Below are 19547 nucleotides of genomic sequence, written 5' to 3' on the forward strand. Positions count from 1 at the left end.
GTGGAGATCATGAAAGCGCTCGTTCTCGAAGCGAATCAATCATTTACTATAAAGGACATTGAAACACCTGTCCCTAAAGAGGATGAGGCATTAATCAAGGTTGCTTATTGCGGCATTTGCGGCTCTGATTTGGCACGGTACTTTGATGGCAAAGTCCACAATTACCCGATTGTTCTTGGACATGAATTTTCTGGAACGGTAGAGGCTGTCGGCGCAAGCGTCGATTCAGTAGCGGTTGGTGACCGTGTGGTTGTCGCCCCCCTTTTGCCAAATAAAGACGATGCCTTTATGCAAAAGGGCAGCCCAGCTTTAAGTAGCTCATACAGTTTTCTTGGTTCCCGGGAAAATGGCGCAATGGCCGAATACGTCGTCGTAAAAGCGGAAAATCTCCTCGTTTTACCGGAAACGGTAACGTTGGAGGAGGCGGCGCTAATCGAACCATTAACAGTCGCGATCCACGGAATTGAACGAATTGTGCTACCTGCAGGCGAACACGTCTATGTTCTAGGAGCCGGAACGATTGGCATTATGACGATTCTCGCCTTAAAAGCACGCGGGGCAGGGAAAGTAACAGCGATTGATATCAACGACGAAAAACTGGCATTTGCCAAAAAAATCGGCGCAGACGACGCCGTCAACTCTCTAAACGTAGACCCGGTTCAATACGCTAGCAAACATGGCAAGCCCGGAGCTGTTATCGAAACAGCAGGCGTGCCGAGCGCCCAAGAGCAAGCAGTCGCTTTAGCGGAGAAAAAAGGCAAGATTGTGTTTGTCGGAACGGCGTCAGGGGATGTGACGTTTCCAGCAGCTACGTTTGAAAAAATTTTACGTGAAGAATTGGAAATCACAGGTTCCTGGATGAGCTATTCTGGCCCATTCCCAGGCTATGAATGGCAGGCTGCAATTGATTACATCGCGTCTGGAAAAATTGATGTCAAGCCTCTGATCCATGACGTGTTTAAACTGGAAGATGGCGACAAACCCTTTCAAGCGATGAAAGACCCAGACAATCATTCGATTAAACTACTATATCAAATCGCAGAAAACGAAGGGCAGGTGGGCAAGTAAATGGGATTACAGTCAACGACACCGATGCTAAAGAAAGCAAAAGCCAACAAACACGGGATTGTCGCGTTTAATGTCCATTCATTTGACAGCATTTTCTGGGTGCTCGAAGCAGCAGCAGAATTGAAGTCCCCGGTAATCCTGCAAACGACAGTCGGGACGGTCAAGTCACTCGGCGCAAAAAACATTGCTGAAGTAGCCAAGGCCGCAGCAGAACATTACCAAGTACCAACAGGTTTGCACTTAGATCACTGCACAGACTTTGAGGTGATCAAAGACGCGATCCGCGCTGGCTATACATCTGTGATGATCGATGCTTCCATGCATCCATTTGCAGAAAATGTCGCTCGGACGAAAGAGGTAGTAGCCCTCGCCTCGTCCCTCGGCGTCAACGTGGAAGCAGAGCTCGGCAAAGTCGGCGGCGTGGAAGACGACATCGTCGTAGACGAAGCCGACGCCCAAAAAGCGATTCCAGAAGAGTGCCGCCAATTTGTCGAGGAAACAGGCGTGCCGACACTTGCCCCTGCGATTGGCACTGCCCATGGAATTTACAAAGGCAAGCCCGAAATTGACTTTGAGCGAATCGCCAAAATCGCCGAAATGGTCGACGTTCCCCTCGTCCTTCACGGCGGCTCGGCCGTGCCAGAAGACGACGTGCGCCGTTGTGTCGCCCTCGGAATGGCAAAAGTCAACGTATCAACAGAACTAAAAAATGCCTACTCCGAAGCAATTCGCGACCACTTCGCAAACGAACCAGACAGCCTCGATCCACGCGCGTATTTGCAAAAAGCAAAAGAAGCAGCGAAAGAAATGGCAAAATCAAAAATCCGCATGGTTGGCAGTGAAAACACGGTAGTGCCAGCATTTGCGTGAAAAGCGTAAGCCCGGAGTCCTTCACCTTCGCTTGTTAGGCTATGTACTAACAAGCGGAGGTGTTTCTTTCATTAATTGGGAAGGGGGAGAAGAACTCAATCGAATAGGTGTATAAGCAAGGAACTTTCCTTACGCCAACAGGAGTTTTCTTATCAAATATAGTAAAATAGACAGTAGTAGAGACAGACACAATTGACGAGGGAGATTAACATTTACAATTATTCATTTTAGTATTTTGAACCTGTGATTCTTTAGTGCGAACCCCAAGCGCACATAAAATCCCTAGATCACCCGCACCAAAAAAGAGCTTGAATGTGGGTTAATGTGTGAAAAAGTGTTAAAATGTTGTTCGTGTCCCATGGTATTATATAGGAGAAGAGCGGCTTTTTCCTATTATTGATTGTTTGGCTGCCAACAATTAGGGGAATTTCGCTGTCGCACTCTGTGTGAGTGCGTGGATTGAAATCCACAAGGTCGAGACATTCGAACGGAACGATTCGGTCGCACTCTGTGTGAGTGCGTGGATTGAAATGTATCTCGGCAAATAAGTCGCCCGCCGCCGCACGTCGCACTCTGTGTGAGTGCGTGGATTGAAATAGGTTGTGTCGGAAATGTGTGGAAGAACTTAACGTCGCACTCTGTGTGAGTGCGTGGATTGAAATGCGCCTCGTCCTCGGAATAAACGGGACGCTTGTGTCGCACTCTGTGTGAGTGCGTGGATTGAAATCCTACCAAAGCCAAAGGGCCAAACTAGTGATAAGTCGCACTCTGTGTGAGTGCGTGGATTGAAATGACCAAGTATCCGTTGAGGTGTTATCTACCATCACGTCGCACTCTGTGTGAGTGCGTGGATTGAAATATGTCAATTCCCGGACAAGCAGTGCTCGCGCCCGTCGCACTCTGTGTGAGTGCGTGGATTGAAATTAATTGATCTGCCGGACATACTCGCGCTAAAACGTAGTCGCACTCTGTGTGAGTGCGTGGATTGAAATGACGTTACCGTCCGCGCGACGTTTAACACGAAAGTCGCACTCTGTGTGAGTGCGTGGATTGAAATTAACCGCGGGCATGGAGATCGTGCACACGCTCAGTCGCACTCTGTGTGAGTGCGTGGATTGAAATAACGGTAAAGTGGACGAATCGGATGCGGTGAGACAGTCGCACTCTGTGTGAGTGCGTGGATTGAAATATTGTTATTTATCGGGATCGCCTTTTTAGATATGCGTCGCACTCTGTGTGAGTGCGTGGATTGAAATCAGAAAGTCAAAAATTACGAAAACCGAACACTCTAGTCGCACTCTGTGTGAGTGCGTGGATTGAAATGTAAGTCTTGCCCGTCTCACGCGCCAGCTCCATGTCGCACTCTGTGTGAGTGCGTGGATTGAAATGGCATGCCTACGTCTCCTTGTACAGTATCAAGCAGTCGCACTCTGTGTGAGTGCGTGGATTGAAATGAGGAAATCAATAACGCTCCACAAACGTTTTCTGTCGCACTCTGTGTGAGTGCGTGGATTGAAATGCTCACTCCTCCGTGTCTCCATTTCGGTCGCTACGTCGCACTCTGTGTAGTGCGTGGATTGAAATTGCTGCAAAATCGTTCTATCACCTGATGCCTGATTGTCGCACTCTGTGTGAGTGCGTGGATTGAAATCAGTAAGGAGGAGTAGTGTCATGAAACATGATTTGTCGCACTCTTCATGACTGCATGGATTGCACCCTCGTCACTGCTTCTAAAGGAAATGCACAGTTGTAGCGGTGTTGGAAAAATAAGTTCTTTGTCGTGATGATAGAACAGCAGCTCATAGCTTTGGCAGTTAGTAAAACATGTCTATCTTCACAGTGATTCCAAATATTCACCATTTGTCTGGATCGGTGAATGCCGAAAATCTATTTAAGTTGTTGGAGGGAGTAGTCAGCATGTTAACAAGGGAAGATATCTTTAAGCACGTCAAAGAAAAATTCCGTACATCGCCTGATTATCCATTTCAAAAATTTCCAACCTATGCTGCTTTGAGACATAAAGCGAATGGAAAATGGTATGGCCTTGTTATGAATGTTCATCCAGAAAAATTAGGGTTGGATGGAAATGACGAAATAGATATTCTGAATTTAAAATGTCATCCTGAAGTAAGTGGCAGTTTGAGAAATGGAAAGAGTATTTTACCTGGATACCATATGGATAAGGAAAATTGGATATCAATTGTTTTGGAACGTGTAGATTCAGAAGAAGACGCTTATCACTTAATTGAGCAAAGCTTTAGTTTAACCAAGTAAATCGTGATATCCACACAAAAAAAGAACGGACCCACGAAATCAACGTCGGGTACCGTTCTTTTTCTAGTTTACTTGGTTATGTTCCAGTCTCCTTTTTTTATTCCAAATTGTTATTTTTGATAAGAAACTTTGGCGATGGCATCATGGAGATGAATCGACTCCTCATTACGGCACTCTACAGTAAATCGTTTCACAAAGTCCATCTCATAAAGATCGGCGGCAATTAACCGAACCATGTCTTCCACGAATCTAGGGTTCTCGTAGGCTTTTTCAGTTACAAATTTCTCGTCTGGTCGTTTGAGTACGGGATGAATCATAGCGCTGGCATTTGACTCTGCGGCGTGCAACAGAGTTGCTTTCCAATCCTTTTCACAATGTAAAGGATCGTATAATTCGATTGCCATGGTCACGAAACCACGCTGATTATGAGCGCTGTATTCACTAATTTCTTTGGAACAAGGGCACAAAGTGGTGACGCCAACCGATAATTGAGCTTCATGTGAAAAGCCGTTTTTGTTATCATAACGGACTTTGATCGAACCCACTGCCTTCATTAATCCTGTTTTATCACTTTTAGGAGCGTTCCTCTCAAAAAACCAGGGGAAGCTGACCTCAACTTCGGCTGTAAGCTGGTCCATTCGTTCTGTAAGCTCTTTAGTGAATGTATAAAGATTTTGAAAATCGACGGTCCACCCTTCCTGATAATAGTGATCCAATTGTTCCGTTAATCGACTCATATTAATGCCTTTAGCATTGCTATCCAAACTGGTAGTCATCTTAAATGTACCGATTGTGTTTTGAATTTTTGGTGAATGTGAAGATTGAAGTGTAATTGGATGCTGAACATTACAAATTCCTACACTCTGTAAATCAAACAAGAAATCATCTGGAGTATTTTGCAAGTCTATCATTTCATCTTTATTGCATGGTTTAACGCCTATTGTAGGTGGAACAGAGCCAAAACGTCGATGCCTTTCCTTTTTATCTGGTAGGTTTAAATTTCTTAAGTTGTTTTTCATTTACTCTCCCCCAAAAATCAAACATAAATCAAAATCATTCTTATTTACATTTCAATTTACAGCAATGGATCAATGTAATCAAGTGTAAACTAATCAACTTGTAGGTGAAGGAAGGTGTGACTTCGTTACATCGGTAAATGTCTCACACCACGATCAGAAATCCCATATTTGCATATTCTACAAATATTTGCGGCTTACTAATGCCTCAATTTCTTAGAGGAAAGTGAATGGCTTGATTGACTAGAAGTATGAAAAACAACAATAATTTATTGATAAACGATAAATTTATGGTAAAATCAGATGGATAATCAATGAATAGAGGTGTTTTTCATGAAACGAGGTTCTACGCTTTTTTTAAAGTTAGCAGTGATGCTTATGGGAAGTCCTGTTCTTGCTTTGTGTATCTTTGGGCTCGTATGGTTACCTAGTCATCCGGTAGATCCACATTATGACCATATCCTATATCCTATTTTTATCGGTGTATTTTTAACGGTGATACCGTTTTTTGTTGCATTGTCTCAGGCTTTTAAACTTTTGAGTTACATTGACAAGAATCAATCGTTCTCTGAACTGTCTACGAGAGCGTTGAAAAATATTAAATATTGTGCAGTCATCATCAGTGGTTTGTATGTAGCTATTATGCCGTTCTTTTACTTGCTCGCAGATCGAGATGATGCTCCAGGTCTCCTATTTATGGGAGTGGTCCCTCTCTTTGCTTCAACGGTAATCGCAGTATTCGCTGCTGTTCTTCAAAGACTTTTCCAAGAAGCGATTGATATTAAATCTGAAAATGATTTAACGGTTTGAGGTGAAAACCATGGCAATTATAATCAATGTTGACGTAATGCTAGCAAAAAGGAAAATGAGCGTTACCGAACTTTCCGAACGAGTTGGGATAACGATGGCGAATCTCTCTATATTGAAGAATGGAAAGGCCAAAGCGATTCGACTCTCCACGTTAGATGCGATTTGCAAAGCCTTAGATTGTCAACCTGGAGATCTTTTAGAATACCGAAGCGACGCAAACCTCCATGATGAATGAAAGTGGAAGGCAAAAAAACTTATTCAGAATGGAGGGCTTTAATGATGAGGCCATTAAAACAACTCGTTCGTTTTGGCTGGGAGCAAGCCCTTTCTTGCTTGTTTCCTGTCGTTATATTTGCTTCTTTGGCGATTACACAACTCGTACCACTTCCCTTTTTGCCAAGGTATGATTGGCTACTCATTATTTGTCTTTTTATGCAGTGGTGGATGGTGCGTTCTGGGCTTGAAACATGGGACGAATTGAAAGTCATTACATTGTTTCACCTTATTGGGCTGGCTCTTGAACTTTTTAAAGTACACATGGGCTCCTGGTCCTACCCAGAGGAAGGGTATTCCAAGGTATTTGGCGTCCCTTTGTATAGCGGATTTATGTATGCAAGCGTAGCAAGTTATCTTTGCCAAGCGTGGAGGCGATTAAAGATAGAATTGGTGAAGTGGCCGCCGCTGTTACTAGTTGTCCCTCTTGCAGCTGCGATTTACTTAAATTTTTTTACCCATCACTTTTGGATTGATATCCGTTTTTGGTTAGCAGGGCTTGTTATCATCGTCTTTTGGCCATCATGGGTTACATATGAGGTGAATGGAACTCGTTACCGGATGCCACTTGCACTCTCTTTTGTGCTCATCGGATTTTTTATATGGATAGCCGAAAATATTGCAACATTCTTCGGCGCTTGGGAATATCCGAACCAAACCGAAGCATGGAGTCTCGTTCACTTAGGAAAAGTGAGTTCATGGCTTTTATTAGTGATTGTTAGTTTCCTGATTGTAGCGACATTAAAACAAGTGAAAGGGAAGAGATCCACTGGTGTAGATGCTAGTCAGTCTTTTATAAAAAAGCAGTGAGTGCTTTTTTATAATGAAGAAACAACCATTCTTACTGTTAGTATTAATGGAAAGAAACATAAAATGAATGAAGGACAATAGATCGAAAGGGGCGATATAAGAATAGAAGGGAACAACATCCACAGTTTGATCTTCTTAATCTTCCAAGAAAAAGAGGAGCAAAGAAGCAGCATTTTTAGTGCGAACCCCAAGCGCACATAAAATTACTAGACCACCCGCACCAAAAAAGAGCCTAACTATGGAAAAATATGTGCGAAAATGGTTAAATGTTGTATATGTCCCATGGTATGATAGAAAAAAGAGCAACTTTTTCCTATTATTGATTGTTTAGATTCCAATAAATAGGGGAATTTCGCTGTCGCACTCTTAGTGAGTGCGTGGATTGAAATTCGCGTAATAAATCGTCTTAATCCCCTTATGATGTCGCACTCTTAGTGAGTGCGTGGATTGAAATATCCATACATTTCGGTCGTTCCGACACAGGCTGCGGTCGCACTCTTAGTGAGTGCGTGGATTGAAATCGCTCAGGATGTCCCCAACCCCTACTGTTTTAAGGTCGCACTCTTAGTGAGTGCGTGGATTGAAATATACAAGGATTTAAGGAAATAGATAAACACTATTGCGTCGCACTCTTAGTGAGTGCGTGGATTGAAATCCTGACTTTTTAATCATGCCATATCCGGTAAAAAGTCGCACTCTTAGTGAGTGCGTGGATTGAAATTCAACGTAGTCATGGAACTCTGCAAACGTCGTAGCGTCGCACTCCTTGTGAGTGTGTGAATTAACCAGCGCAATCAAAGGCGGCAACAAACTAGCGGTTTTCCGCATTGCCGCCTACGACAAGGAAAAGAAGAAACGGGTTTCTTCAAAGCAAAAAAAGCTTATTTATCAAAAATAAAGACAAACTCGAAGAATTATATGCCAGTCTCCAAAAAGGACAGCTAATCTCTGTCGAGCACAAAGAAAACAACGGATATACAAACATTTATGGTCTGATGGATCGCTCTTACGCAGACAGACGCAAGTCAGCGCAGAGAGGACAGGAAGCGGAAGCAAAAAGAGTGACTGGTCGTGCCAGTCACTCTTTTTTTGACCTATACTTCGAATAAATATTATAGACAAGCGCTCACAAATTCGCTATTTATCACAGTTTAATCCTTTGTGAACCGATCTTGTTCTTCAAACTCAAAAATGATTGATTTTACATTGTGTAGATTCTCTTCTGCAAATGTATCTTGATCATTCTTATCCTCTATATACACCATTGCATTGGTCTCTATTTGATAGATCAAATTATATAAGTATGCGAGCACATGGACGGGCGTCCCGTCTCTAGGACTTTCCTCGACATAGACTCCATTTTCAAAGATAAATTTTGCCTTCAATGCAATCACCCCTTTTCTATAATTTATAAGAGGGGGATAAATTTCTCAATATTTATGTAAGTCTTATATTAGATGATTAATTCAAACGTATGCATCGGAATGGCATTTGCAAGGGGAAAGGTTCACGATAAAAGGAACCGTTCCAGAAAATACAAGCGCCTATATTTGCCTCCCAGCTGTAGCAAACCGGGAAGAATTGAAAGCGTTACAACTAGATCCAGCAAATGTTGCGCCGGAAGAGGCAGAAACGGTTTTTAGGCATATGCGCCCAGACAGCGTCTTAACCAAGCAAGGATCAGGCCCGTTTTCATACACATATCAAGCAAGAATGGCAAAACAATAGACGATACAACCTTTAGGGGAGAAGGGAGTTAGAAGGGAACCGACTCCCCTCAAACATTTTGTACGATTGAAGAAGGTTGATAAGGAAATAAGAAAAAGAAGATGTTTCGTGAGAAAGGTGTAATAGCAAAAAGACCAGAAGTCGACATCTGGTCTTTTAGTGTTGTTAAGAAACAAGGATTTTTAAAATTAGGGCTGTGTTTTTTTAAGAGCCTTTTCTTCGCTCCCGGGATGTATATTCCTGCAAAGATTTTTCCAACCAGTTGCTATCAAAGTCTGGCCAATAAACTTCAGGAAAATAAAGTTGGGAGTCTCCTGTTAGAAAGGATAAAAAATCGGCTGAATTATGCGGATCATTCCACGAACCCGTTCGAATAATGAAATCAACACTTGGTAAATAGCCAGTCCAAGAATGTTTTTTTAGTAAAGAATTAAATGTAAGAGGATCCTTATTGATATTTTTTTCTAGCACATGGTCATCTAATAATGAAATGACAGCTTGCCCACGTTCTATTTTACCGTCATAAGCAACTAATAATGTTAATATGCCCTTGTCGTTATTAGCGGTCTTCACCAACAGTTGTTCAATCATATCAATGGTGTCTTTTTCTAAAAACGTTCTCCAACTTCCACAAACCTGGACTTTAATTTTATTTTCCATTATTTTCGAATCGTTCAGTAGCTCAGTAAATTTTTTAGCGTATAATTTATGCATGGCTTTCACTAAACTTTTTTCTCTATTTTTAAGATTATCTACAGAACTGACCCAAAAAGTAACATAGTTAACACCTTTACTAAACAATGCTTCCGTTATATATTGAAAATTTGCAGCACCTTTATCATATAGTGAGCCTTCAGAAAGTAACCCTTTCTTTTTAGCCCAACGTCTGTTTCCGTCTGGAATAATTGCTATATGATTGATAAAATTAATAATAATCCTCTCCCTAGGAACATTAACTATACGCTCATCATAAAGTTTTATTTTTCCACTTGTCAAACGATAAACGGAACGGTTCAGGAAACATATTTGCTTCTCAATCGTAGCAACTAAGAAGACATAAAAGCGCTTTACATAAGCTCGGCAAGAATGGCCCTGGAAGAAGTAGAAACGGTTTTCAGGCACTCGCCTAGACAGCGTCTTAACAGCAAGGATCAGGCCCATTTCATACACATATCAAACAAGAATGGCGAAACAGATACACAACTCATAGGGGAGAAGGGATGTTAGTAGGCAACCGACTCCCCTCAATCGTTTCTTTGTGAGCAAGCGAAAAGTTCTGTATGATTGAAGAAGATCAAAAAACACTTGGTGCGAACCCCAAGCGCACATAAAATCCCTAGATCACCCGCACCAAAAAAGAGCTTAAATATGAAATAATATGTGTAATGATGGTAAAATGCTATACGTATGCCATGATAGAATAAAAGAAAAGAGCGGCTTTTTCCTATAATTGATTGTTTTCCTGTCAATAAATAGGGGAATTTCGCTGTCGCACTCTTAATGAGTGCGTGGATTGAAATATTCCTTTGCCCCCTCTAGTAATCGCTTCGAAATGTCGCACTCTTAATGAGTGCGTGGATTGAAATCGGGATTACCTATACGCAGGATGACGCAAAGCTGAGTCGCACTCTTAATGAGTGCGTGGATTGAAATGTAGCTGAAATTTCCCTTCCTTTCGATGTGTTGAGTCGCACTCTTAATGAGTGCGTGGATTGAAATTCTCCTATTATTTTTTTATTAATCTACTTATCATGTCGCACTCTTAATGAGTGCGTGGATTGAAATGCCAAATATGTCGTGATAGTAACGTTTTAGAGCGGTCGCACTCTTAATGAGTGCGTGGATTGAAATTTGTGTCATGTCGTTATTAATCCCAAGTTGCTTGGTCGCACTCTTAATGAGTGCGTGGATTGAAATTGCTACAAAGGGCGAGAAGTCCTTAAAAGACCTAAGTCGCACTCTTAATGAGTGCGTGGATTGAAATACGCCTGCCAAGCCATCGAAGCGTAACGCCAAGTCGCACTCTTAATGAGTGCGTGGATTGAAATAACGGTATCTCAGCGTCCTGACTACGTACCTTGGTCGCACTCTTAATGAGTGCGTGGATTGAAATAGCATATCTTCAACAGATTTTCGAAGCGTCATCGTCGCACTCTTAATGAGTGCGTGGATTGAAATAAGAGAGGAAAACACTGAAAAAGAAAAAGGGGATGGTCGCACTCTTAATGAGTGCGTGGATTGAAATCTATCGAGGACGTTGTTAAGATAACTAAGGACTAAGTCGCACTCTTAATGAGTGCGTGGATTGAAATTCTTTGTCTGCTAGGCTGTCTAACGGCGGTTCAATCAGTCGCACTCTTAATGAGTGCGTGGATTGAAATAAATAATTGATAAATTAAGCAGCTAAAAAGATAAAGTCGCACTCTTAATGAGTGCGTGGATTGAAATGTAATAGCGTGGCCGCATCTGAAAAGGCTGTTAGTGTCGCACTCTTAATGAGTGCGTGGATTGAAATTGCTTGATTACGGCGTCTGACATCATGCCGTCACGTCACACTCTTCGTAAGTGCGTGCTCGTTCGTATGCAACCTAATAACCAGTAGGTTATCGACGTAAGGCATTTGGGAGGCGGATCTGCCATAAAACGAAAAACAGTAGTTTTAGGTATAAGTGGGTTTCTAGTAATTGGTATGGCTGTAAGTGCAGTCATCTTATTGAATGCGGACAAGGAATATGTGCCAGGGGGAACTCAATTAAAAAAGAATGAAAGAGACTCGATTGATTATTGGACCAAAGACAACATGAAAAAAGCTGTTCCAGGGGCAGGAATGGACGAATAAGCCTGCTCCTCGAACAGCTTTTGCTAACTAGTTGGTGTTTGGTTTCGTTCGTTATTTTTTTCTGAACTGGTGTTTAAAGCGGTTAAACGGGGTGAAGTATGAAACTGCGTAGTCTAAGTTAATGAGCTCGCTGTATTCAAAGACGCGCCCGTCGTTAAGAATGCCGCGATTGACAATTTTCATGGCTGCGATGCCTTTTTTGCAATTTAACAAATTGGCTTGTTCTCTTGTCACGTTGACGGCACTGTAAGTGGTAATAAAGTGGGAGATGTCATAGCCGCATTGTTGGACATATTCATGGACGGAACCGGCGGCAATCTCTTCTGTTAAATTAGGGAAGTAGGAGTAAGGAAGCTGCGTTGTTTCAATTTGGACTTTTTGGTAATCGACGATCCGTACGCGTGTAAACTCCCAGACAAAGTCGTTTTTTCTGTCAAAGATTTTTTCTATTTCCGGTGTCATGTTTTTCTTTTGCATGGCAATGATGGTTGATTGAATGTCTTTGAATTTCTTTTCGGTTAACGAATTATAAATAAGGGGGCTTTCCCTAATTGTTTTAGTGACAAAAATGCCAGAGCCTTGCACAACTTGTACACTGCCGATGTTTATTAGTTTTTTGATTGCTTTTCGGATTGTGTAACGAGAGACTTGATAGTGTGTGGCGAGGGCTCTCTCCGTTGGCAATTTTTCGCCAGGGGCATATTTGTTTTGATAAATTTTGCTTAGCAGGTCATCGGCGACAAATTGTCTTTTCTTCATGTTTCTCCCCTCATCTAAGGCTGAATCGTTTCATTTAGTATAAAAGCCTTGTTTGCACACTGCAAGCAAGGCTTTTAATTGTTATGGCGTGTGAATCGCGCCGTTTGGCAGGCGGGCTTGTGTCCACTCATGTTTTCGGTACACAACTGGGTAGTTTTGCGCCAACGTTTCGTCAAATGATACACCAATGCCAACTTCATCAATCGGGTAAATGTAGCCTTGCTTGACTTGGACGGAACCGGGAAACATTTCCTCAATGATGGCTTCTGGTTCTTGAATTTCTTGAATGGCAGCCTGGTGAAGGTGAATGTTCAAGTGTGTGTTGACCGCTACGCCGATGGGCGTCATATCCGACGGGCCATGCCAGGCAATTTTGACACCAAACTGGCTGCATAACGCACCGAGCTTTAATGCTGGTGTAATCCCGCCTATTTGTGAAACGTGGCATCGAATGTAATCGATTTGCCGATTGGCAATTAAGTGCTTCCACTCCATTGGGTTATTAAACAATTCGCCTGTGGCGATTGGCGTTGTACACTGGGCGCGTAGTTGGGCCAGCCATTCATTTTGGTCAGGAGGCAAAACGTCCTCTAAAAAGTATGGCTTATATGGTTCCAACTCTTTGGCAAGCTGGATCGCTTGGATCGGCGAAAGCCGCTCATGGACATCGTGAAGAAAATGGATGCTATAGCCGTATTTTTCACGGAGTGCTTTAAACATCCGCACGACATCTCTCATGTAAATATCAGGATCGTAATATTCCCCTTCTAGTTGTCTTTCTGGTAAGTGCATGTCCTGGTTTTTGCCGCCATATTTGCCAAGTTGGCAACGAATATGTTTAAATCCACGCTTGATTAGTCCGTCCACGTTTTCGAACAATTCTTCTAAAGTAAGCCCGTCTGCATGGGCATATGCAGCAATGGCACTTTTCGATTTCCCGCCAAATAATTGGTAAAGCGGCATGTTTGCAAGCTTTGCCTTCATATCCCACAACGCCATGTCGATGCCGGCAATGGCGTTGTTCATAATTGGTCCATTGCGCCAGTAAGCGTTCACCATCATCATTTGCCATATATCTTCAATATCGTGGGCATCACGTCCGAGCAAAAGCGGGGTTAAGTATTGGTCTACGACCATTTTGACGGGAAGCGGGCGCTGTTGGAACGTGGCGCATCCATAGCCAGTAAGGCCTAGGCTTGTCTCGACTTTCACTACGACAAAATTATGGCGATGGGGATTGGTCACAAATGCTTCGATTGATGTAATGATGTTTGGTTCCACGGGATGCACTCCTTCTCATTGATTCCTTTTTATAGAACGGCATGAGGCCATCGTTTCTACCTGTTTTCCTGTTGATTAAAGCATATGGAAATCAAGGGGTCAATTTGGTTAGAAATGCATTGGGGAAAACGAGTATTTCCCGTACCAATTTTGGATAAATGCTTGTGTAAGTACTGATAAATAAGGGTTTTCTGTTTCTATTGGTATTTTTTGAAACGTTTTCAGGTGGGGGCTCTTATGCTACGATATGCCTGTCGATGATCATCAAATTCGAAAGTGAAGGAAGGCTGCTTCTATGAAAGACAACGAACTTATCCCTCTTATCATTGAATACGTAGGCGGTAAAAACAACATTAAACAAGTATGGCATTGTATGACCAGACTTCGGTTTGATTTGCATGATTTCTCAAAAATAGAACGTGATCAAATAAAAGAATTACAGGGCATATTAGGAGATCAGCTGACCAATGACCAATACCAAATTGTCATTGGCACGCATGTGCAAAAAGTCCATGCAGCCTTGACAGAAGAGCTAGGGCTTGATGCAGGCCAAAGCGATAAAACTGGTTCAGAGCCTGCGAAGAAAAAGGGCTTTTTCGGGGCGGTTTTAGACGTTGTTTCTGGCGTGTTTGGCCCGATCGTGCCTGCGATTGCAGGAGCGGGGATGATCAAAGGAATTTTGGCGGGGCTGATTGCATTGGATGTGCTATCGGATGAGAGTGATGCCGTCATTATTCTTGATCTCGTGGCGAGCTCCGTGTTTTATTTCTTGCCTTTCTTCTTGGCAGCTTCGGCAGCAAAAATATTTAAAACGAATCCGTATTTAGCCTTGGCGGTCGCAGGTGGATTTATGTATCCATCGCTATTGGATGCAGCGAAACTAGGGGAAGTGACCCAATTTAGTTTTATGGGACTGCCTGTTCCTGTCATAAATTATAGTGCAACGGTGATTCCGATTATCCTGTCTGTTTGGGCGTTAAGCTATATTAACAAATACGTCGATAAATATATGCCAAACGTGCTGCGCACGGTATTTACACCGACGTTAACGCTGTTTATTGCGATTCCATTTGCGCTCATTGCCACAGGTCCCTTAGGTGCATATGTTGGCAGTTTGCTTGCTTCGTTTATTGAAATGTTGTTTAATCTATCACCTATTTTAGCAGGCGTAGTGGTTGGCGGCATTCGGCCGATTGCGATTGTGTTTGGCATGCACCATGCAATGACGCCCATTGCTTTGCAAAATTTTGCCGACAACGGGTTTGATATGATGATGCCGATGTTCTTTATGACAAACATGGCGATTGCAGGGGCAACGTTTGCGGTCTTTTTCAAATCAAAAAGCAAAAAAGAAAAATCGGTTGTCTTGTCGGCTGGCGTATCTGCTTTGCTCGGTATCACGGAACCTGCACTGTTTGGGGTGTTAATTAAATACAAAAAAGCGTTTATTGCTTGTACAATTGCCAGCATGGCTGGTGCGACGTTCTTTGCGCTTCTTGGCGTCCGCATTTACGGGTACATTCTTTCGAGTATTGTCAGCCTTGTCGCTTATGTCGGGCCGTACTTCTGGTTCGCAATTCTTGGCATTGTCTTATCGGTTGGAATAGGGTTCGCGGTGACGTACTTCACCCTTAAAAGCAAAGAAGTAAACAGCCATTAATGTGAAAAAATGGGCAACATTGCGGGGCTAGAGGAACGAAGCGAGCTTCGTTTACCACCAAAATGGGAACACAAGAAGCGATTCAAGTTACTTAAGGCACGGCTTCGCTCAGATTTCCTAAAAGCGCCTTGCCCACATATGAGCAGTATGCCAACTGGTGGCGTTCGCCTTGGGGAATGGCGCCGCCAATGGCAGCTCGCCGTTCTTTCATCTTTTTCGGCTTTTCCATCTTAGCAGGTTAGGCTGTACGTTTTTCACTCAAAGTTCTTACTCGCTCCCCTATACAACCACTTAGCCTCCTGGCCCAAAATGTTGCTACAAGAACACCTCTTCCTTTAGGACATTAAAGCAAAAGAAGGAAGTTGGCCCCTAGAAAAAGAATATAAGCGAAATGACTAGAGCATGGCATGTAGCAACGAATGTTAAACGCAAAAAAAACCATTCAAGGGAGCGATAGAGGGATGGCGAAAAAGATGGGAGTGGCTTTTCTCTTTGTATGGCTGAGCGCTGCTTTAGCTGGGTGCGGGATGTTTGCAGCGGGAGGACAAGAAATAGAAGAAAAACCGAAACTTGAAGCCGGTGTAAACGAGCCTCCTATTCCGACGATTACAATCGGCAACGAACAATTTCAACCAGCACTTGGCGCTTATTCTTGGGAAATAGAAAGTAGCGATGGCACCAAGACGAGGGAAGAAGTTGACATTGCGCCTCCTCATGAGCAGGCGAAGCATATGGATTCGATTGCTGTTGCTGGGGAAGACGAGCTCGAAATTGATTTTGGTTCAGTCAATCCGCCAAAGCCGATGGATTTTCACATTTGGGAAGGCGGAAAACGACGTTCCGTCGACGGTGACATGCTGTTAACTGATTATAAGGGGACGGGTTCAGTTATTGTTGAGTTATATGGCGAGTGGCACGAAGGGCATGCTAGCTACGTATTTGTATTAGAAGTACAGTGATGTATGCTGCATAATATATTGTAAGTTGTGGAAATGAAGCAAACCGGCTAGGAAATCGAAACAAAGGCTTGTTAGCTTGTTGCCACGTTGTTGCACAAGCGAAGTTCCGGGAAAGCAGAAGGGGCCATAGCGTAAGAACAATTCTTATGCTATGGCCATTTTTTGTTACCGAAGGGGCGCTGTAAAGGAAACGGTCGTGCCTTTGCCGATCTCGCTAGAGACGGAAAGGCCGTTTCCTAGTTGCTTTTGGAGCCGTAAGTTCGTATTGGCGAGGCCAATGCTTTTTTTCGTTGTTTTGGTTTGTGTGAAGAGTGTATTCAGTGTGTCTTGGTCGATGCCGACTCCGTCGTCTTTAATGGCGATGTGCACTTTTCCGTCTTTTTTGTACACATGCACTTCTAATGTTCCGCCTGCTTCTTGCTTTAAAATGCCATGAAGGATGGCGTTTTCGGCAAGAGGCTGGATCGAAAGAGGCGGCACCAGGCAATCAACATGCTCTTCGATCGACCATTTAACTTGCAGACGCTCGCCAAATCGTTCTTGTTCGATGTACAGATAGGAGCGGAGCAAGTCGAGTTCTTCACTTAGCGGGATGACAGGCGACAGGTTTTTTTCGTTAAAGCTGGCGCGCAAATAGCGGCCAAATTCAGCGATTAAATCAAGCATCCTGTCTGTGTCAACAGTGCTAAGGGAGGCAATGGTGTTTAGCGTATTAAATAAAAAGTGTGGTTCAATTTGCGCTTGCAACCAAGCAGCTTCAAGACGCAACTGTTCTTCAATCGCTTGTTTTAAAGCGAGTGTGGCCTCAATTCGTGTTTGTAGTTCAATCAAATCGACTGGTTTGCCGATATAATCGTTTGCCCCTGCGTGAAAGCCAGCGTAAATGTCTTCTGGTTGTGTCCGGGCTGTAACAAGCAAAATCGGCAACTCGGAAACGGAATAGGTTTGACGGATGTGCTTGACGAGCTCAAGGCCTGACATTTCCGGCATCATCACGTCAGCAATCACTAAATCCCAGCGCTCTTCTGTTACTTTTCGCAGTGTGGCTTTAGGTGACGTTTCTGTCACCAGCTGGTATGGCTTTGTCGATAGGGCATGGCGCAACACTTTTAAGTTGACGGGGTCGTCGTCAACAGCCAGTATCCGAAATGGCGCTTCCCTCTCAGGCTGTTGTGGCGCTTGGGCAGCGGCAGCTTCGTTTGGTTGTTCAGTTGTTAGGGCGGTGGCGATTGCTTGTTGGTTTGTGCTTTTTGCTAGCGGCAACGTAAAGGAAAAGCTTGAACCTTGGCCAGGCGACGAGACGACGTTGATTTGACCGCCATGCATTTCAACGAGCTCTTTACAAATCGCCAGTCCAAGCCCTAACCCTTCGTTGTCAGCGTTTGCCCCTTGTTCATATGGTTCAAAAATGCGTGCCTTTGTGCTTTGGTCCATCCCTTTTCCTGTGTCGGTGACACGGATCGTTGCCAGCTTCCCTGAATAGGAAGCGGCAATCGTGATCGTGCCTTCGTTCGTAAACTTGCCAGCATTGTGGAGCAAGTTAAACAAAATTTGGCTTACACGATTTGCGTCGGCAAACACAAGCGGAAAATCGTTCGGGATAGCGACAACGAAACGGGTTTTTTCATTATCGATTAAGAAGTTCAATGTATCCACAGTCCGGCGAATGATTGGCTCAAGTTGGATGGCTTCTTGTTGCAATGTCAACTTTCGCTCTTTAAATACAGCTAGGTCGATTAAATCATTAAGCAAGTAAGACATGCGACGGCCAATTGAAACGAGCAACTCTAAACTCTGTTGGCTTTTTTGGTCAAGAACTTGTTTGTTTTCTGCTGCGACAGTTTGGGCGATGTTCATCATCCCATGTAGTGGGTTCCGCATTTCATGGGAGGTGGAAGCAAGAAATTGGTCCTTCTGTTTATGCTCTCGTTGTAGTTTTGTCAACAGTTTTGCATTTTCGTCTTCGGCATGGAAGAAGCGTAAAAACCAAAAGCTTGAAAAACATAGAAACGCAACTGTTAAATCAACAGGGTAAAACATTAGTGTTGGCGTGGCAATACGATCGACGTACCCGTATAGGATGGTCCATTGGACATTGGAGGCAACAGCCAGCGCCGCTAAGTAGAGAAGCAATGCCCCTTTTACCCGGGCAAGCATCACTTTCAACATGATCACAGCAATCATGGTAAATGTAACCCCAAGAGCAATCGACAACAAAAAGCTTGTTTTATAAAAATAAGCGAGCGGCGCAAACAAAAGATAAGTAAAATACATGCCAAACAGTGTGGTAGCGACAATGGCTGTCCGTTTGTAAGAAGGAGCAAATGTGCGCAAGACGAACAACAAAAACGAGAACGATAGTCCGGCGTACAAAAAGTACGTCAACCGCTTATCCCATTCACTGTTTAACGCAATAAAGTAGCCGAGCACTTTGTTGTCTGATAACAAGACGGCCGCCGCCGCAAAGAAAGCGGCCGATGCAAAGAAGAGAATCCCTTTCTTTGTAGGTTTGAGCGCTTTTAATATACAGGCATAGATGCCATGAATGATCATGATGGCGGCTACAGCCATTTGCAAAAGCGATTCAATCGCATTTTTTCCAACGATGTTTTTACTTGGGCCAAAATAAAGCGAACGTGGAGTCGGATACTTAGAATAAAGCGCCACCTCCTCCATTTGAAGCGTCAGGCGGATGAGCCCGTTCTCGTCCGGTTGAAGGGAGGGAAGGACCACCGGTGACATATCCCGGTTTTCCGCCGAAGTTTGATACAAGCGTTGCCCATTTGCTGACACGGAAAAAATCCCATGTGGCAAATGAATGTAGAGGCCATAAAAGCTCTCTGTGTCCTGCACATGCAAATCGAGTTGGTACGTGCCCTCTGATTCCTGTGTGGACGGTGCTACAAGTGTTTTAATCGTCTGTTCTTTGTCGTTTTGCGGGGTAAACTGCCATTCTCCTTCCAGTGACACATAACCAGGTTGGGAAAAAGCATAATCGCTTAAGTCGAGAACGCCGTTTTTAGCGGTTGGTTGATCTGGCAAACCTGTCGCCGCGTTCCACGCTAAACGAATGATAAGCAGAGTAAGCAAAAATACACATACGATAAGAAGCTGTTTTTTAGTGGACATAGGCGACTCCTTCAAAATCCAAGCAACTTACACTTTCTGAAAGAAAGTAGGTGCGCCTGTTCATTTGCGAT

The 19547-nt window shown here is 43.5% G+C and carries 16 protein-coding genes and 3 CRISPR repeat arrays; of the genes, 10 read left to right on the forward strand and 6 right to left on the reverse strand.

What is annotated here, in order from left to right; genetic code table 11:
- Positions 1-9 precede the first annotated feature (9 nt).
- The 3 genes from BC8716_RS09645 to BC8716_RS09655 all read left to right on the forward strand — a co-directional run bounded on the left by BC8716_RS09645 (position 10) and on the right by BC8716_RS09655 (position 4212).
- Complete coding sequence (locus tag BC8716_RS09645) at positions 10-1068, forward strand: galactitol-1-phosphate 5-dehydrogenase (RefSeq protein ID WP_094425200.1); 1059 nt, start codon at positions 10-12, stop codon at positions 1066-1068.
- On the forward strand, positions 1069-1938 hold the full coding sequence (locus tag BC8716_RS09650) for a class II fructose-bisphosphate aldolase (protein ID WP_094425202.1): 870 nt from the start codon (positions 1069-1071) through the stop codon (positions 1936-1938).
- Positions 1939-2372: 434 nt separating this feature from the next.
- Positions 2373-3457: direct repeats of the CRISPR family, unit length 32 nt; unit sequence GTCGCACTCTGTGTGAGTGCGTGGATTGAAAT.
- A gap of 398 nt (positions 3458-3855) precedes the next feature.
- Complete coding sequence (locus BC8716_RS09655; protein WP_094425204.1) at positions 3856-4212, forward strand: MmcQ/YjbR family DNA-binding protein; 357 nt, start codon at positions 3856-3858, stop codon at positions 4210-4212.
- 110 nt (positions 4213-4322) lie between these two features.
- Here the strand turns inward: BC8716_RS09655 and folE2 are convergent, their stop codons facing one another.
- Complete coding sequence (gene folE2, locus BC8716_RS09660; RefSeq protein WP_094425206.1) at positions 4323-5231, reverse strand: GTP cyclohydrolase FolE2; 909 nt, start codon at positions 5229-5231, stop codon at positions 4323-4325.
- A gap of 330 nt (positions 5232-5561) precedes the next feature.
- Between folE2 and BC8716_RS09665 the strand changes: the two genes are divergently transcribed.
- The 3 genes from BC8716_RS09665 to BC8716_RS09675 are packed head-to-tail and all read left to right on the forward strand — an operon-like array spanning position 5562 to position 7121.
- Complete coding sequence (locus tag BC8716_RS09665) at positions 5562-6038, forward strand: DUF2975 domain-containing protein (protein WP_094425208.1); 477 nt, start codon at positions 5562-5564, stop codon at positions 6036-6038.
- Positions 6039-6048: 10 nt separating this feature from the next.
- On the forward strand, positions 6049-6273 hold the full coding sequence (locus BC8716_RS09670; protein WP_094425210.1) for a helix-turn-helix domain-containing protein: 225 nt from the start codon (positions 6049-6051) through the stop codon (positions 6271-6273).
- Between the two features lie 44 nt (positions 6274-6317).
- Entirely contained in the window at positions 6318-7121 is an 804-nt protein-coding gene (locus BC8716_RS09675) for a DUF817 domain-containing protein (RefSeq protein WP_094429217.1), read from the forward strand.
- A 357-nt stretch (positions 7122-7478) separates the two neighbouring features.
- A CRISPR array of direct repeats spans positions 7479-7842; the repeat unit is 32 nt; unit sequence GTCGCACTCTTAGTGAGTGCGTGGATTGAAAT.
- Positions 7843-8272: 430 nt separating this feature from the next.
- Here the strand turns inward: BC8716_RS09675 and BC8716_RS09685 are convergent.
- Complete coding sequence (locus BC8716_RS09685) at positions 8273-8506, reverse strand: hypothetical protein (RefSeq protein ID WP_094425214.1); 234 nt, start codon at positions 8504-8506, stop codon at positions 8273-8275.
- A gap of 79 nt (positions 8507-8585) precedes the next feature.
- Between BC8716_RS09685 and BC8716_RS09690 the strand changes: the two genes are divergently transcribed.
- A complete protein-coding gene (locus tag BC8716_RS09690) occupies positions 8586-8849 on the forward strand; it encodes an alpha-L-rhamnosidase C-terminal domain-containing protein (protein ID WP_257252215.1) in 264 nt (87 codons plus the stop codon).
- Between the two features lie 204 nt (positions 8850-9053).
- Here the strand turns inward: BC8716_RS09690 and uppS are convergent, their stop codons facing one another.
- Positions 9054-10010, reverse strand: a complete 957-nt coding sequence (gene uppS / locus BC8716_RS09695) for a polyprenyl diphosphate synthase (protein ID WP_094425217.1) — start codon at positions 10008-10010, stop codon at positions 9054-9056.
- A 327-nt stretch (positions 10011-10337) separates the two neighbouring features.
- Positions 10338-11364: a CRISPR direct-repeat array (repeat unit 32 nt; unit sequence GTCGCACTCTTAATGAGTGCGTGGATTGAAAT).
- A 174-nt stretch (positions 11365-11538) separates the two neighbouring features.
- On the opposite strand from uppS, the gene BC8716_RS22480 reads away from it, so the two are divergent.
- Positions 11539-11688, forward strand: a complete 150-nt coding sequence (locus tag BC8716_RS22480; RefSeq protein WP_169715931.1) for a hypothetical protein — start codon at positions 11539-11541, stop codon at positions 11686-11688.
- A 51-nt stretch (positions 11689-11739) separates the two neighbouring features.
- Here BC8716_RS22480 and BC8716_RS09700 read toward each other — a convergent pair whose 3' ends face one another.
- Together BC8716_RS09700 and BC8716_RS09705 are read right to left on the reverse strand one after the other, a co-directional pair.
- Positions 11740-12447: a GntR family transcriptional regulator gene (locus tag BC8716_RS09700; RefSeq protein WP_094425219.1), complete on the reverse strand. Its 708-nt coding sequence runs from the start codon at positions 12445-12447 to the stop codon at positions 11740-11742.
- 81 nt (positions 12448-12528) lie between these two features.
- Positions 12529-13728 carry an enolase C-terminal domain-like protein gene (locus BC8716_RS09705; protein WP_094425221.1) on the reverse strand — a complete coding sequence of 400 codons (1200 nt, stop codon included), beginning with the start codon at positions 13726-13728 and terminating at the stop codon, positions 12529-12531.
- 295 nt (positions 13729-14023) lie between these two features.
- Here BC8716_RS09705 and BC8716_RS09710 point away from each other — a divergent pair, with 295 nt between their 5' ends.
- Both BC8716_RS09710 and BC8716_RS09715 read left to right on the forward strand, forming a co-directional pair.
- Positions 14024-15388 (forward strand): PTS transporter subunit EIIC, encoded by a 1365-nt coding sequence (locus BC8716_RS09710; RefSeq protein ID WP_094425222.1) that lies wholly within the window; start codon positions 14024-14026, stop codon positions 15386-15388.
- Between the two features lie 461 nt (positions 15389-15849).
- Complete coding sequence (locus BC8716_RS09715; RefSeq protein WP_094425224.1) at positions 15850-16347, forward strand: hypothetical protein; 498 nt, start codon at positions 15850-15852, stop codon at positions 16345-16347.
- 165 nt (positions 16348-16512) lie between these two features.
- Here BC8716_RS09715 and BC8716_RS09720 read toward each other — a convergent pair whose 3' ends face one another.
- Positions 16513-19476 (reverse strand): ATP-binding response regulator, encoded by a 2964-nt coding sequence (locus tag BC8716_RS09720; protein ID WP_094425227.1) that lies wholly within the window; start codon positions 19474-19476, stop codon positions 16513-16515.
- Positions 19477-19547: the final 71 nt, after the last annotated feature.

The organism is Shouchella clausii (assembly GCF_002250115.1).
In the GTDB taxonomy this organism is placed as follows: Bacteria; Bacillota; Bacilli; order Bacillales; family Bacillaceae_D; genus Shouchella; species Shouchella clausii.